Raw genomic sequence first — 16,091 nt, 5'->3', positions numbered from 1 at the left:
GTTGGGCTGGGCCTCACCAGGCTATGCTTCATCAGCCCAACAATGATTCAGAATGATCGTTTCCCCTACCATCGGCAAGATGAACCTGCTTGCATCATATTGACGATGTCATCATCCCCCGAATCTGCGCCGGGCTCAAACCCAGCACGCGGCGCATGCTACGGGCGAGATGGCTAGGGTGGGCAAAGCCTGTTTCCAGGGCGATTTCTGTCATGCTCTGTTTGCCTTCCATCATGAGCTGGCGTGCGCGTTGCAGGCGTCGCTCCATGACATAGCGGTGCACTGGCATGCCTGTCGCCTGTCTGAACAGTGACTTGAAGTGCGACAGGCTGAACCCGGCCACGGCAGCGAGTTCGGCCAGGGTGAGGTCGCTATCCAGATGTGACTCTACATAATCAATGACGTGGCGCAAGCGCCAGCCTGGCAAGCCGGGGCCGGTTGCCGGGTCTGTCGCTGGCTTACGTGACTGCAAGGCAAACAGGCGGGCGGCCAAGGCGACTGCCAGGCTGTCGGCAAAAATACGCCCACCTGGATAAGCGTCATGGTCCTCGGCTTGCATCATCCAGCCTATGCATTCTATCTGTGGGTCACGGATATGGATGGCTGGCGCAAGCTGCGTATTCTGTGTACCCATGTTCATGGCTTCTGCAGTGTCGCTAAGGATTTGCGGAGACAGGCGCAACAGCAAGGATGTGGCGGGTTGTGTCAGTGTCCAGCGTGTGCTGGAGCCGCCAGGCACGACACAGAACTGGCCATGCAGGCGCACGCCCTGCCGTTCATAATTACCAGCGCGGTAAGACACAGGCACGGGGTCACCCAGATGCAGGCAGAGTACATGGCGTGCATCGACGGGGGAATTGAACAGGCCAATTGGTACAGGTGAAGTCAGCACATCAAGCAGCGGCAAATCATGGCTGCCAGCACTGTCCAGCAGCGCCGCAGATGGATGGGGATAGCACGCAGGTCTGGTCATCACGCCCTCTAAGTATGCACACCTGAAGAAGTATTAATGTAGCGCAAATCATCCGCCTGTGCTCAGCACTGGCTGTTTGTGCGCGCCATTTCAAAATGCTGTTGTTAGCATCGTCTCCACTGCTACGGTTCGCTTATAAACCCCATCTGGAGATAAAAATGAAGAGACGGCTTTTCTTGCAAATCACCCCCGCAGCCATTGTTGGCAGCGTCAGCGCTACATTGCTGATGCCAGCCCTGGCACTATCCAAAGAACCAGACATGCAGCAGCCAGCAACGGATGCCGCAGCTTTTCATGCCATGCGCCGCTTTGCCAGCCTGCCCTTCGGCAAAATCGCTTATGTAGAACGCGGCCAGGGCGACACTGCACTGTTACTGCACGGTGCGCCACTCAATGGTTTCCAGTGGCGTGGTGCGATAGACAGGCTGTCACCCTACCGCCGCTGCATTGCGCCCGACTTCATGGGCCTGGGTTATACACAAGTACCCGCACAGCAATCACTGACGGCCGATGCCCAGTTGCAAATGCTGATCAGCCTGCTGGATCACCTGAAGCTTGGAGCTGTCGATATCATTGCCAGCGACAGTGGTGGTGCAGTGGCACAGCTATTTGCGGCACGCTATCCAGAACGCGTGCGCAGCATGTTACTGACAAACTGCGACGTCGAGCCAGACAGCCCGCCAGCAGGCGTGCAGCCCGTCATCAAGATGGCCCGCGCTGGCACCCTGGCTGACGAAACCGCCAAATGGCTGAGCGACAACACCATGGCCCGCGCCACCTTCGGTGCTGCCGTATTCCACAACCCGGCAACACTTACCGCTGACAATATCGCCTGTTACGTCACGCCACTGGTCAGCTCAGCACTGCGCCGCCAGCAATACCACGACTTCCACCTGGCGCTGGAACCCAACCCCTTGGCGGGCATAGAGGCAACACTCAAGCGCAGCCACATTCCCGTCAGGATAGTATGGGGCGGCAGCGACACCCTGTTTCCCCTGGCTGATGCAAATTATCTTGACCGGTTATTTCCACAATCACGCGGCATACGTGTCATACCAGAAGGGAAACTGTTTTTTCAGGAAGAGTTTCCGGATGTGATTGCGGAAGAAGCCCGCCGCTTATGGAAAGTGTGATGGGCATATCAGGTTGCAAGGCTGTGTTGAAAGCTAGCTCAGGCTGGCTTTCAACAGACGGGGAACATTTACTTCCCATTCATTTCCCACCCAGCGCCGCTATACGCTCCGCCGCATGACTATTCTGCGCATCCAGCCCCAACGACAAGCGGTAATGCTTCAAAGCCGCTATCTTATCCGCCTGGAACTCATACACCTCCGCCAGGCTGTCATGCAGGTTTGCGCTATTGGGATAAATCTGCACGCCAAGGCCAAACACCGTCACCGCCTGATCAGTCATCTTCTTGCTCAGCAAACGATAACCCCAGGAATTGAAATCATCTTCCGAAGGATCAGGCAAACCCTTATCGATTTTGATCTTGTTCAATTTCGCTGCCAGTCCTGCATAGCCATCCTGCGCAATCTGCTCACGCAACAGATGCGCCGCATAAGCACCGCCATGCGCTTTTCTCAAGCCCGGTAAATAAAAGCCAGCAATATCATCGATCATGCCCTGCGGATCAGCGCCTGCCAGATTGGTCAGCGTGACGATGGCAAGATCATGGCCGGGATACACATAAAATGCCGAGCGCGCGCCGCCCACGCCAGCCACCGCAGCATACTCACCCTGACGCATCACGGGCCAGCCCAGCGACCACACAGTTGGCTTCCCATTATTGAAAGTACCCGGCGTCCAGAGCTGCTTCAAACCCGCAGCAGAAATCAGCTTGCCCTGTTGCAGCGCAATGAGCCAGTTGGCCACATCCTCAGCACTGCTATTCATGCCCGCGCCCGTGCGCAAGAATGGCGGATAAGTCTCAACAATATGCCGCAGGCTGCCACCCGGTTCTTCATACCTGTATGACACCGCCTTGTGCGGTATCACATCACGCGATTCACCAAAGCCCACGCTGCGCATACCCGCCACCGCAAACTGCCGCTTCTGGAAAAACTCGATAAACGGCATGCCACTCAGACGGTCTATGATCTTGCCCAGCAAAATATAATTGGTCTGGTTGTAGCGATACCGCTCACCAGTCTTGAACTCCATAGGCCAGGTCTGAATCGCAGCCCAAGCCGCATCCACCTCTTGCGGCGTCGCTAGCGAAGGTATCTTGCTGCTGATGATGTCAGGAATACCCGAGGTATGAGTAAGCAACTGCCGCACAGTCACCGTCTGCCAGGCAACAGGCAAACCATCCAGATAACGCGACACCGGCGCAGATAAATCCAGCTTGCCCTCCTCCACCAACTGCATGGCGGCAACGCCAGTAAATGACTTGGTCGCAGAGTTAATGGAAAACACATTCTGGTCATTTACGGCAACTGCATTCGGAATCTCAGCCAGGCCATAAGACTTCAACAAAACAATCTTGCCAGCTTTGACCACAGCCAGTTGCATGCCGGGGATGCGACGTTCCTGCATTTCGCTTTTTATGTAGTGGTCGATTTGTTGTTTGATTTCTGTGTCGGAGGTCAGGGCTTTTGCGGAAGTGTCGTTGGCATTTGCGGCATAGTTATTTGCTGTCGCTCCCATCAAACTACAGACTATGCAGAGCGTGGCAATCAATTTTGTCATTCAAATCAGCTTTCCAAAGAAAAGAATGTTACTTGAGTGTTTGATTAAGCAGAAGTTACATTTTCACGCCAAATATACTTCTGCCTCATTTCACGTTCGACCTACGGGGAACAAAATAGTTCTTTGTACTTGACAGGTTGATATACATGACATTAGTTCGTTTGGTGCAAATGTTCAGAAATTTGCCTGCAGGCTATTATCACCAGATTGATTCCTGCTAATAGGTAAATCCGCAACTCCTTGAGTAAGACTGAACGCTACTATTTAGTCATGAATAAAGTATTTTGTAGTTAATTTAACAAATATACAAAATGCGATATCTATTTTTAATATGCTAATTCAATTTGGCATCAAAAATCACTTATCAGTCACTTTATTGCATTTTTTAAAACATTATTTTATTTGTTAATAATATAATACTTAAAACAGTTGGAAGTGATCCTAAGAGTTTAATCAAGTCTAGATGTACGTTAAAATCATAGCCATAAGCAATAAGTTGCAAATGCAAATTTATTAACTCTCTTCCTAAAGTTGCCACCGCAAAAGAAAAATGCAATTCACTACAGAATTCGAAGAAGTAAAAATTAATACGTCTCAAATTGAGAACGAAACGAGCAACTCAAAAGAATATCTTGCTAAGTGCCAAGTCGACACTCCACATGAATTTGTTGAGGCGCTTTGGGAAATTGTTCACAAAAAAAGAAAATCTATTAATAGAGTCGTTGATTTCGGGGCTGGTGACGGAAGATTCGCGTCTTATGGAATTTTCAAAAAATATGTAGGATTTGAGATCGACGAGAAACGATTTTCTCCAAATTTTTTTCGCAAAAATGTCAAATTAAAAAATGAATGCGCTTTTGAGTCATCAGAAAGCGATTTCGACTTATGCATTGGCAATCCGCCGTTTGTTCGTCATCACGACATCAATAAAATTTGGTTTAAAAGAGTTGCCGATTCACTAGAAGAAGATTTGCAATTTCGTGTAGACGGCCGCTCAAATGCATTTTTGCTTTTTTTATGTAAAGCACTCGCGGCAACTCATAAAAATGGCCTCGTAGCATTAGTAATCCCATTTGAGTGGGTATCTCGCCCTTCATCTGCTCCAATTCGAAAATTTATTGAGGAAAATGGATGGGATGTCGATGTTTATAGATTCACTGAGGACATATTTGATGGAGTAATGACTACCGCCTCTTTTACGATTATAGATAAATCTAAAAAGGATGGGTCATGGCGATATCATAAGATGGATCGGACATTTGAAAGTGAGCGACAAACATACGCATCTGGTGAGGCTGAAGTATTTGAGTATGTGCGACGCGGCAACTCTTGTTTTGCACAAAGGGGGCTAAGTCCTGGCGGACAAAACATTTTTTGCCTTACGGAAGGGCAAAGAATTCACAATCGACTTCAAATTGGTAAAGACGTGGTTCCTTGCGTTACATCGTTAAAAAATCTTCCAGAGGAATTACAATCTTTAACTGAAATTAGATTCAACAAATATTATGTTGAAACAGGAAAGCGTTGCTGGTTACTCAATACTTGGGATACGCCTTCAGCCGCACTCATGGGGTACTTGAACGCTATCCCGGAGTCTATGCGAAATAATTATACTTGCAATATTCGAGAGGTATGGTGGAAGGCGAGGCCACACAAACCAGCTGACATAATTTACTCCTCTGCATTCATTGGAATAGGCCCAAAATTTTTTGAAAATAAGGTTTCTGCGGTCGCGGTTGGAACAGTTCAAGGTATTCACAACGTAAAAAGCAAACAACGCCCCGATCTTGTCAAAGCACTTTCAACTCTCGATTTCCAATCTGGAGTTGTCGCACATTCTGGGCGACTGAAGAAAATAGAAGTTGGTCAGATGAATAAAATTGTCTGTGATTTGGTTAAGACTCTATAGAGAGCAATTTATGGCTAAAGCTACGCTGAAAAAATTTGTGTCAGAAGATGAAGGAAAATTCGTACAGTTTAGCATCGAGAGCCGTATCTTAAAAGAACTCGGCGAACGCCTAGTTAGCAATGCCGAAGTAGCATTAACAGAATTAATAAAGAATGCTTACGACGCAGATGCGGGCGAATGCCGAATTACAGTCAGCGAAGATCAGATCGTAATCAAAGACACTGGTACAGGCATGTCTTACGATGCATTCAAAAACAAATGGATGCGAATTGCTACTGGAAATAAGGCAGACATGCCGCACTCAGAAAAATTCGGCCGCAAATTAACCGGATCAAAAGGAGTAGGTCGATTTGCTGTTAGATTCTTGGGCAGAAAATTAAAACTTGAATCTGTTGCTATCAACGAGCAAGGAAAGAAGGAAAAACTCACCGCTATTTTCGACTGGACAAAACTCGACGAAAGCAACGATATCTTGTCACTAAAGGTTCCATACGAACTAAATTCGAGCAAAGAAGCGATTGGAACAACATTAACCATATCTGAATTACGGGTTGCAATTGCGGACAAGGAGCTTTATGCGGTTAAAAGTGGCGTGTTAAGTATTGCGTCGCCTGTATATGCTTTTATAAACGATGCGCCAGATGAAATTAAGAATTATCTCGCGCGCGATGGTAAGAGAAATGAAGATCCAGGTTTCAATGTTCTCTTTGGTGACGAACCAAATGAAGCCGAAACTCAAGAGCCTCTTGCCGCTCTAGTACTAAGCAATTTTGTTGCTCGTACAACTGTTGATTTGAATAACGGCTATTTGACTGTACATGTTTATCACGCTAACCGCGAGGGTGAATATATAAAAAAACGTGTCAAAGTTCCAAATTCTATTGGATGTCGCGTATATGCGGATATAAGATATTTTCCAAGGCGAGGCGGTGTTTTTGCAAAAAAAACAGATTTCAATGGAAAAGATGCGTGGAGCTGGGTGAGAAAAAATTCCGGTATAAAAGTGTTCGATCATGGATTTCATATTAGACCATATGGAACCGGGGATGACGATTGGCTTCAACTCGATCACGACACTGCACATAATGAAAGAAAATGGCGTTCGACGATAACGGAAAAATATTTTCCAATGGATCCGATTGATGCCAGTCAACCCAAGCGAAATCCAATGGTCAGTTTACCGACCAATTATCAAACTGTTGGCGCTGTTTTCATTGAAACGAATCCAGGCAATGTCGACGACGATGAAATATTAAGCCCTAGCATGGATAGACAAGGGTTTAGTTCGAATAAGGGATTTCGCGGGCTTCAAAACGTTGCTCGATTCGCTGTTGAAATAATCTCTTTAGCAGATAAAAAAATTCAACTTGAAGACGAAGCACGAGCAAGAAATGAACGTTATCTAGTCAAACAAAAGGAAATTGACGCGGTAATTAAAGAAATAAAGAGTTCGCAAAGCCTCAACAGAGAAGATAAGGAACGGATCGTCGGGCACTATACTAAAGTCCGACGCGACATCGACAATTTAGATGAATATGACCGTTCAGCTCGCGAGGGACTTGAAACAATGAGTCTCTTGGGAGTTGTAGCAGGTTTCATGACACACGAATTTCAAGCAGCCTTGATGAATTTAGAAGGTGCGGCCAAAATAATTCGAGGTCTTGCGAAAAAAGATGTTGCGCTAACAGGCTATGCAAAATCGATAGATGAGTCAATACAATATTTCACGGGCTATATTGACTATACTCGATTGTTCGTAACAAATTTACATCTTGACTCAGTAAAACCCTATCGTGTTTTGCCAGTACTTCAACACGTAATTTCCACATTCAGTAAATTCCAAAAAGAGCGTCATGTTGAAGTTGATACTTCTGCGATCAATAAAACTTTAGTTGCTCCCCTTATTCCGGTCGCGATGTATCAAGGAATCGTCCACAACCTTTTTACAAATGCATTAAAGGTTCTGCTCGTACAACCCCAAGCAGAAAAATTAATTTGTATTCAAGCTTGGAATGAGAAAGGGAAACACATATTACAGATATTAGACAATGGTCCCGGAATTCCTCCCGACGTCGAAAACCGTATTTGGGATCCATTGTACACAACAACATCTTCAGAAAATAATCCTCTCGGCTCAGGTATGGGATTAGGCTTGCCTCTAGTGAAAAAGGTCGTTGAAGCTAGGAAAGGGCGCATTTTTTTAACTGAGCCACCAGTTGGCTTCAGTACCTGTTTTCGTGTAGAACTTCCATTGGAACAAAAATGAGAAAAATAATTATAATTGACGACAACCCAAGTTTACAAATGCAATTGCAAAATGCATTAACGCCTCTGAGCAGTAATAAATATGAGATCGAAATTTGGGAAAAAGAAAAAGTACAGGAAAAATGGCAATCTCAATATGATGCTGCAAAGAAGGTTTCAAACGCAGATGAAGATGTTTGGCGAAGAGTTATACTAGCTGAAGCCAACCTGGCAATGATTGTCGCCGATCACGATTTGTCTGCCTTCAATGAAGTACGAGTTTCTGAAAGTACTTTGACAGAGGCATGTAAACAATCATCTATTCCGATATGTACTTATCATCGGAAACCTGGTGCATCAACCTCAGCACAGGAACTTCGAGGCATATACAGTCAAACTCGATCATTTGCAATTTCGATTGATATCTCTGATATAGACACTGCTGCGGTGAAAATATTAGCCGTTGCAGACGGTTTTGAAGCATTGCTGACAGCATTTAATAGCGTCTCTGATGAAGTAAAAAAAGCAGGCCCGGCTTCAATCATATCTTCAGTTCTCGGGCGACCAGGGATGGTTACATTTTTTTCTCGCTACGCAACCGGCCCTACATTAGCTAGTGATGTTATAGATCATCTTGACTCAAAAGATCAAGAAGCAGCCTTAGCACAAATGGAAAAGCGCATGCCATTTATATTGGGATGTTGGTTACACAACTATATTTTACCGTTTCCAGGTGTTCTCCTCAACGAAGTTGCATCAGCCTCATACGTGAATTTAAGTCAAGTTGACTTTGCAAAGCATGGAGAACATTTTTCCACTGCAAAATATACTGGCCCGTTTAGCGGAACTGCAGGCTATTGGTGGCGTACGGAGTTGGACCAGATTCTCGTAGATGCAGATTGCGAAGATGGAGTCGAGTATTTAAAAAAGAAAAATATTCAAGCGAATCCTTCGATTTGTTGCGTTACTCAGAATTCTCCTGCAGGGTTTTATTGTCTTGTTCGCAGAGACTCAATTTCACTAGCTGCCTCTGTTGGTAGACTGAGTTGGATACCAGAAGGTGCAGACCTGAGTCGTATTGATACGGAATTATATGATTCAGTTGCACCGATGATGGGGATCTAAATGTCTCGCGCATTCATTTCATCTTTAGACCGTCTGTTGAATGAGTTCAACTCCAGCACAAAGGGGCTGTTAAAAAAAGTTTGCCCTGAAGTCGATTTTTCAGGGATATCGATATACGAAGCAAAAGAAAACGATGAATATCATCTAATGGCTAGCTTTGTAGGTATGCGACAAATGCCAAAATCACCCAAAAAAACAGAAAATATTTTTGTAGTTGGGAAACTTTTAGGAAGCATGAATGATAAGAAACCAGTTTTACTAACGTACAACACCGAAATAAGTTTTTGTCGTATGAAAGATATGAATAATCCAACGAAAAACTTGACCCCGATGTGTGGTTTTCATTTCGATTTTCACGACAACAAAAAGCAATTCAACCATCCAATATTTCATGCTCAGCCAAAACTTAAGGCGGGCGAGAGATTTTTTTCCTGGAAAAAAGAATTTACACTTCCAGAGTATCCTGAACAGCATAACGAAATCAGAACGCTTAGAATCCCAACTGCTCAAATGGATATTTTCTCAGCGGTTCTCATGGTGATTGCTGACCATGCAATTGACCCAACTGATCCAGAGAAACATTTTCAGAACTTTCTTAAGGAGGTCAACCGCTCATTGATTCCTATGGACCTAAAGTCCGCAGGACCAACTTTTACAGAAAAAATGATGGGCGGGAATCCATTTCACGTCGCAGATTGGTACCCTATCACTGCAGCGGCATAATTTCCGTTTCAGGAAAGGCACTATCCGTTGATTTGTACTAAGATTTGCCCTAGTTTTGCAAAAACGATTTGCATCGACGTGACCATTGCGATACATACGATACTGAACGGGGCAGATCAAAAAGGAAATGAGAAAGAAAATGAAAACAGCCACGAACTGGCACGCAATTTCTTTGAGCAGAGACTGATAGAAACCTGCGCCCGGCACAGCTACTGGACGCAGTCATATTATGCCCAGGCCTGGTGTCATGACAAACCATTCTGGCAAGACAGGTCCGGGCTTAAAAATGCCGGTGTCACAGCGTCACCATCTGAGCACCCACTGGTACTCGCACTGCACGAACAAACCAGGCAATCAAATAATTATCAGCCTTCAGAATTGAGGTCGTTAGCCAGCTTCAACCCTCATCTCCCCCTGCGCATCCACCCTGCCACCAGCATGGTAGCCAGCTATTGCGTGGTGGATGACAAGGTGCAAAAACAACTGGCACTGCATCATCCCAATCTGGAGCGCCCTGTTTCTTACCTGGAAAACCAGGCGCTACTACCCCATCTTGATTTCTTGTGGCAGCCACAAGCCTTGACCAGTGTATTAAAAAAACTGGAAGCAGACATGGGTGCGCAAAATTCACAAAGAATCACTGCCTGGCTATGGCAACGTGGCGTGCCGGAAAGCATGATTTAGTTTGTCAGTATGGGATGCAGGCTCTGCATGACACCACGAACAGCACTCGTCGTCTTATGTGAGATCTCGCACATACGGGATGTCACCAAAGAATTAAAATAAGCCATGGATATAGCTGTCAGCATACGGGTCCCGGCAACATCTGGTGTGGTTTGACCTCTATTTCATGCGGTGCCTTGTTTTACTTTTACGCCTCATGCGCTGACACTCTATGATAGAAACTTCTCTCTCACGCGAAACCCGCAAACCGACCACACGTATTTCTACCGGGGTGGCAGGACTTGACGACATCCTTTGTGGTGGACTGACCGCTCAACGTGTTTACCTGGTGGAAGGTGCACCTGGCACCGGCAAGACTACGCTGGGCCTGCAGTTCCTGCTGGAAGGCGTGGCGCATGGGCAACGCGGACTGTATATCACCCTGTCAGAAACGGCGGATGAACTGGACGCGGTAGCCCAGAGCCATAACTGGGATATCGGCAAGATCACGGTATTTGAGCTGGCCAACGATAATTCGCTGCACCCGGACGCCCAGCAATCTGTATTTCATCCATCTGAAGTTGAACTGGGTGAAACCACCAAAAACGTCATGGACCGTGTCAATGAGCTCAAGCCATTGCGTGTTGTTTTTGACAGCTTGTCTGAAATGCGCCTGCTGGCACAAAACCCCTTGCGTTACCGCAGGCAGATTCTGGCACTGAAGCAGTTTTTCGCGCTGCGTGATTGTACGGTGCTGTTGCTGGATGACAAGTCAAATAGCCCCGATCAACAGCTGCATAGCATTGCCCACGGTGTCATCAGCCTGGAGCAGATTGCACAAGAGTTTGGCAAAGAAAGACGCCGTGTCAACGTCATCAAGATGCGCGGCATCAAGTTTCGTGGTGGTTATCATGACTATATTCTGCAAACTGGCGGCCTGAAAATATTCCCGCGCCTGGTAGCGGCAGAGCATTACCGGAAATTTGAAACACACATCAGCTCTACTGGCCTGGAAAGTTTTGATCAATTGCTGGGTGGTGGGCTAGTCGCCGGTACGAATTCGCTGATCGTCGGGCCTTCTGGCATAGGCAAGACGACAGTGTCGGTGCGCTGCCTGTTGACAGCGCTGGAGCGTGGAGAAAAGGCATCTTTCTATCTGTTTGATGAAGGTTTGGGGACTTTCTTTACCCGCTCGGCTTCCATGGATATGCACCTGCGGCCCTATGTTGATAATGGTCAACTGGCGATTCAGCACATTGATCCCGCCGAGTTGGCTCCCGGTGAATTTGCACAAATGTTGCGAGATGCGGTTGAATTGAATGGCGTGCAATTTATCGTCATCGACAGCCTGAATGCTTACCTGCAGGCGATGCCTGGCGAACATTTCCTGACACTGCAAATGCACGAGCTGCTGTCTTACCTGAACCAGCAGGGGGTCACTACAGTACTGGTGCTGGGCCAGCATGGATTGATAGGTGAAGTGCGTACGGATGTTGACCTCAGCTACCTGAGTGACACTACGGTGCTGCTACGCTTTTTTGAATCGAATGGCAGATTACGCCGCGCCATTACGGTGATAAAAAGCAGGACCAGCAACCACATGCTGACTATTCATGAGTTGCAACTGGGCAGCGGCGGCATCATTATCGGTGAAGCGCTGGAAGGATTTGAAGGCGTACTGACTGGTCTCCCCACCTATCGCGGCACGACCCCAATGTTGGTGGAAGTTGCTGATGAAGAGCGATAACAGCGCGCTAGACGAGCGCATACTCATACTGACACCCCATGGCAGGGACGCTGAAGTCATTTATCAATTCTTGCTACGCAGCGGCTTCGAATGCGGCGCAGTAACAAATTTTGACGCCATGGTCAATGAACTGTCAGCAGGCGCTGGTGCTTGTGTGATTGCCGAAGAGACCTTACAAGACTCCAGCACCAGGCAGCTCATTGCCTGGCTGAGTACGCAGGAACCCTGGTCTGATTTCCCCTTCGTGGTACTGATTTCCAAAGGCAGCAACATCGCTGGCAGTGCAGCCAGCAGTACTTTCGACCAACTGGGTAATGTCGTCCTGCTGGAACGCCCGCTCAATTCAGAAACCTTGCGTAGCGCCACTGTCTCTGCCTTGCGGGGCCGCCGGCGTCAATATGAAGCACGCAATATCTTGCAGGACAGAATGCTGGCGACTGAAAAATTGCGCGACAGCCAGGCACAACTCCTGCAACTGAATGAGACGCTGGAGTCTCGCATAGAAGAGCGTACACGTGCCTTGGCGCAAGCCAATGACAGGTTGATGAATGAGGTCATCGAGCGTGAACGGGTGCAACAGGCAATGGTGCAATTCCAGAAAATGGAAGCCATGGGGCGGCTCACTGGTGGCATCGCGCATGACTTCAACAACCTGCTCAATGTCATACAGGGCAGCATGGATTTGATCTTGCTATTGTCCAAAGATGACATTGCAAGACGCAAAGCCGAGGTGGCCCGACGGGCATGCGAGCGGGGCGGCAAGCTGACCGGCCAGTTGCTGGCTTACTCCCGCAATCAGAGACTGGACCTGCGCTCGACTGATGTACTGGCACTGTTCGAAGGTGTCAGGGAGTTGATGAAAACTTCCCTGGGTTCATTGATAGAGCTGGAATTTGAAATGGACCACCAGCTGGATTTTGTCATGGCCGATAAAAACCAGATGGAAATGGCTTTGCTCAATCTGGCCATCAATGCCCGCGACGCTATGCCATCGGGCGGCAAACTCTCGGTAAGGGCATCCAGGGCAATACCACCAGAAGACTTGCTCCCGCCTGGCAAATACGGCCTTATTTCGGTAACAGATACCGGACATGGAATAGCTCCCGGCATTCTGGCAAAGGTATTTGAACCTTTTTTCACAACCAAGGGCGTAGGCAAGGGAACCGGCCTGGGCCTGAGCCAGGTTTATGGCATGGCCCAGCAATCCGGCGGCACTGCCCGGGTATCCAGCGAATTGGGTATCGGTACTACGATAGAAATATGGCTCAGGTCGGCAGAAGATTTTGCAGATACAGACAAGCAAGGCCTGGTTCCTGTTTTGCGATTGGTGACTACTGGAACAAGGATACTGGTAGTGGAAGATGACGATTCCGTCAGGCAATCCATGGTGGAATCGCTGGAAGCACTGGGCTATGAGGTAAGCCAGGCACCTGATGGCGAGTCTGGTTTGCGTGAGCTCAGACGTGAAACACCGAATTTGATGATCACCGACTATCTGATGCCGGGCATGACTGGAGCCAGGCTGGTTGATATCGCCAATCAGGAGTTCCCCGGCCTGCCCATGATTATCGCCACCGGCTATGCGGATATGGAAGCGATTGACCAGGTCATAGAAGGTAATGCCATCTTGCGCAAACCGTTTCAACTTATTGAGCTGGCCTCCAGTGTTGATCAGGCGCTACGGCGGCACGCAGGTCATCCCCAGCATTAGCCTGTATTCAGCGCGTAAATAAACTCCTTCATTCATTACTCCTTAATGAATCGATTCCTTCATGAACTGCCTGCACAAATTGCATTCAATTTTTACTGGTAGTTAAATCCTGCAATGCCTGTATTTTTTGTATCGCTGCTTTTGCATTTTTATCGCCGGGCTTGATATCCAGGACTTTTTGATAAGCGGTAACAGCTTTCTGGTTCATTGCCAGTGCGGCATAAAATTCACCTAGGCTATCGTACAAGTTGGCATCATCGGGATACAGTTCTATTGCAGCCTGAAGTATCTTCAACCCGGCTCCGGGTCCATTTGTACCTCTCAAACGGTAGGCTGCATTATTGAGACCAACGGCGCCGGCCTCACCCTGGGGATCAAGACTGACAGCCGTTTTGAGTGTAGCGACTCCTTTTTCTTTATCGTCTGAAAAAATTTCCAACACACCTGCAAGTGCGTGAGCGCCATCTGATGAAGGGTAAATTTTTTGCGCCAGTTGTCCGATTTGCAGCGCATGACCAGCATTGCCACTACGGATCAGATCCTGGGCCAAAACCTTCAAATCTGCGAGGTAGTCAGGTGCAACCGTTGCACTCTGAAATGCCTGTTTCATTTTATGGTGCAGTGTCGCAAGTACTTTCACCAGTTTGGCCTCACTGGCAGCCTTGCGTGCCCCCGCTACTGTAATATATTTTTGCACATCAAAATCTTGCTTGACCAATTTGATACGGCTAGTCTTTTTCCAGCTCGCATTTAATTGCGCGACTTGCTGTTCAAACGCCACATCAAAACGGTATGCTGTCGCGATAGAGCTATCTTGTTTGTACAGGGCGATATAGTCATGAAAGAAGGCAATCGCTCCACGATTTGAATATGTCGATAATTGAGGATGTGCGTCATGCAGTTTCTTTGCCATATACGAACCGATTTTACGCAACTGCAATCCTCCTGCCGGGTGTTGCGCTTCGCTCATGAAAAGCTGGGCCTGCTTTGCATCGCTCTTCAAGGCCGCAGATTTCAGATGCTGATTGAAAAGACTGAAGGCTTCACCTAGTGCTTTGCTTTCTTTCAACTCATCAAGATAGGCAGCCTGCTTGCGCTCAAAGTAAGCATTGCCTTCATTGAACACTTTTTTCACGGCATCGTAATAAACCCGCTTTTGCGCATCATGGATATACAAAGGCATATCCCATATCTCACCTGTGACGGCTTCAAATAATTGTTCGGCAAAAATGCTGGTGTCGACTCTTTGCAGGTTGGCTGCGACAGCAATCGTCAGATGACGCGCAGGAAAATTGAATAAATAGGTGGAGGTTTCTGGCTGCACACCATCGTGAGAAATAGAAAACCTGCCATTGACAGGATTGGTGAGCCAGCCCGCGCTGTAATTAGTCAATTTTCCTTTATTGGTCACCATGGAGTCAAACATCAGATCCTGCGCCTCTGTGGAGGCAATGCGTCCACGGTTAATGCCATCACCAAATTTAAGCATGTCGATGACATTGGAACGTGTTCCACCAGCAGAAAAACGGCTGCTGATATCAATAAACTCGGCATGTTTTATTTGCTGATTCTGTAGTTGGTAACCACGTACCCTGTCTGGGATGACGTCGTAGGGATCATCCATCCTGGTAGCAGTCATCCCCAAAGGCCCCCATACATTCTTTGTCATGTAATCGCCATACGACATGCCTGATACCCCCTCGATCACTGCACCCAGCAAGTTATAGCCATAACTGGTGTAGCGAAACCGCGTACCCGGCTCAGCGATCAGGTCAAAATTCTCAAATACGGCAATGGATTCCCGTGTATTTTTATGGTCTTTGAAGTGCTGTTCCAATTGTGGATTGACGTAGGCATTGATGCCTGCCAGGTGACCCAGCAATTGACGTAAGGTGATGGGATACGGCTTTTTGGGGAAGTAAGGCACATAGCTCTGCACCTCGGCATCAAGCGAGATTTTGCCGCTGTCTACCAGTTGCAGTATCGCCGCCGCAGTCATGGGTTTGGTCACTGAGGCCAGGCGGTAACTGGACCTTGCTGTAGCAGGGACTTTGTTTTCCAGGTCAGCATAGCCGTAGCCACGGGCCCACATCACATTGTCTTGCATATAGCCTATGGATAAGCCGGGAATCTTATCCCTCGCCATTTGGGTAGCGACGAACTGCTCAAATCTTTTCAACCGGATTTGCCTGTCCGTGTCGGCCGACAGGGTAGCAGATAATGTAGCCGCTGAAATGTTCGCGGAAAATATCAGCATGAAAACCGGGAAGAACAGGACTATGTTTCGCATGATGGAGAAGCAGAT

At 47.6% G+C, this 16,091-nt stretch carries 11 protein-coding genes; 8 read left to right on the top strand and 3 right to left on the bottom strand.

Going from position 1 to position 16,091, the window contains the following annotated elements:
• Nucleotides 1–94: 94 nt before the first annotated feature.
• The gene (locus tag AC3WQT_RS16630) at nucleotides 95–973 is read right to left on the bottom strand and encodes a helix-turn-helix domain-containing protein (RefSeq protein ID WP_492705286.1); all 879 of its coding nucleotides are present in this window, start codon (nucleotides 971–973) and stop codon (nucleotides 95–97) included.
• A gap of 158 nt (nucleotides 974–1,131) precedes the next feature.
• On the opposite strand from AC3WQT_RS16630, the gene AC3WQT_RS16625 reads away from it, so the two are divergent.
• Nucleotides 1,132–2,106, top strand: a complete 975-nt coding sequence (locus AC3WQT_RS16625) for an alpha/beta fold hydrolase (protein ID WP_492705284.1) — start codon at nucleotides 1,132–1,134, stop codon at nucleotides 2,104–2,106.
• 79 nt (nucleotides 2,107–2,185) lie between these two features.
• On the opposite strand, the gene AC3WQT_RS16620 is transcribed toward AC3WQT_RS16625, so the two are convergent.
• On the bottom strand, nucleotides 2,186–3,664 hold the full coding sequence (locus tag AC3WQT_RS16620) for a serine hydrolase (RefSeq protein WP_492705282.1): 1,479 nt from the start codon (nucleotides 3,662–3,664) through the stop codon (nucleotides 2,186–2,188).
• A 550-nt stretch (nucleotides 3,665–4,214) separates the two neighbouring features.
• On the opposite strand from AC3WQT_RS16620, the gene AC3WQT_RS16615 reads away from it, so the two are divergent.
• The 7 genes from AC3WQT_RS16615 to AC3WQT_RS16585 all read left to right on the top strand — a co-directional run bounded on the left by AC3WQT_RS16615 (nucleotide 4,215) and on the right by AC3WQT_RS16585 (nucleotide 13,786).
• Nucleotides 4,215–5,573: an Eco57I restriction-modification methylase domain-containing protein gene (locus AC3WQT_RS16615; RefSeq protein WP_492705281.1), complete on the top strand. Its 1,359-nt coding sequence runs from the start codon at nucleotides 4,215–4,217 to the stop codon at nucleotides 5,571–5,573.
• 10 nt (nucleotides 5,574–5,583) lie between these two features.
• Entirely contained in the window at nucleotides 5,584–7,839 is a 2,256-nt protein-coding gene (locus tag AC3WQT_RS16610; protein ID WP_492705279.1) for a sensor histidine kinase, read from the top strand.
• Complete coding sequence (locus tag AC3WQT_RS16605) at nucleotides 7,836–8,942, top strand: hypothetical protein (RefSeq protein WP_492705277.1); 1,107 nt, start codon at nucleotides 7,836–7,838, stop codon at nucleotides 8,940–8,942. Before AC3WQT_RS16610 ends, AC3WQT_RS16605 begins: the two co-directional genes overlap by 4 nt.
• Entirely contained in the window at nucleotides 8,943–9,665 is a 723-nt protein-coding gene (locus AC3WQT_RS16600; RefSeq protein ID WP_492705275.1) for a hypothetical protein, read from the top strand.
• Nucleotides 9,666–9,743: 78 nt separating this feature from the next.
• Entirely contained in the window at nucleotides 9,744–10,349 is a 606-nt protein-coding gene (locus tag AC3WQT_RS16595) for a hypothetical protein (protein ID WP_492705273.1), read from the top strand.
• A gap of 211 nt (nucleotides 10,350–10,560) precedes the next feature.
• On the top strand, nucleotides 10,561–12,075 hold the full coding sequence (locus tag AC3WQT_RS16590; protein WP_492705272.1) for an ATPase domain-containing protein: 1,515 nt from the start codon (nucleotides 10,561–10,563) through the stop codon (nucleotides 12,073–12,075).
• Entirely contained in the window at nucleotides 12,062–13,786 is a 1,725-nt protein-coding gene (locus AC3WQT_RS16585; protein ID WP_492705270.1) for a response regulator, read from the top strand. Before AC3WQT_RS16590 ends, AC3WQT_RS16585 begins: the two co-directional genes overlap by 14 nt.
• A gap of 85 nt (nucleotides 13,787–13,871) precedes the next feature.
• On the opposite strand, the gene AC3WQT_RS16580 is transcribed toward AC3WQT_RS16585, so the two are convergent.
• On the bottom strand, nucleotides 13,872–16,076 hold the full coding sequence (locus AC3WQT_RS16580; RefSeq protein ID WP_492705268.1) for a serine hydrolase domain-containing protein: 2,205 nt from the start codon (nucleotides 16,074–16,076) through the stop codon (nucleotides 13,872–13,874).
• Nucleotides 16,077–16,091: the final 15 nt, after the last annotated feature.

The sequence above is a fragment of the Undibacterium sp. FW305-107 genome (assembly GCF_058788535.1).
Note: the sequence above shows the minus strand (reverse complement) of the source record. Positions and strands in the feature narration are given on the sequence as shown.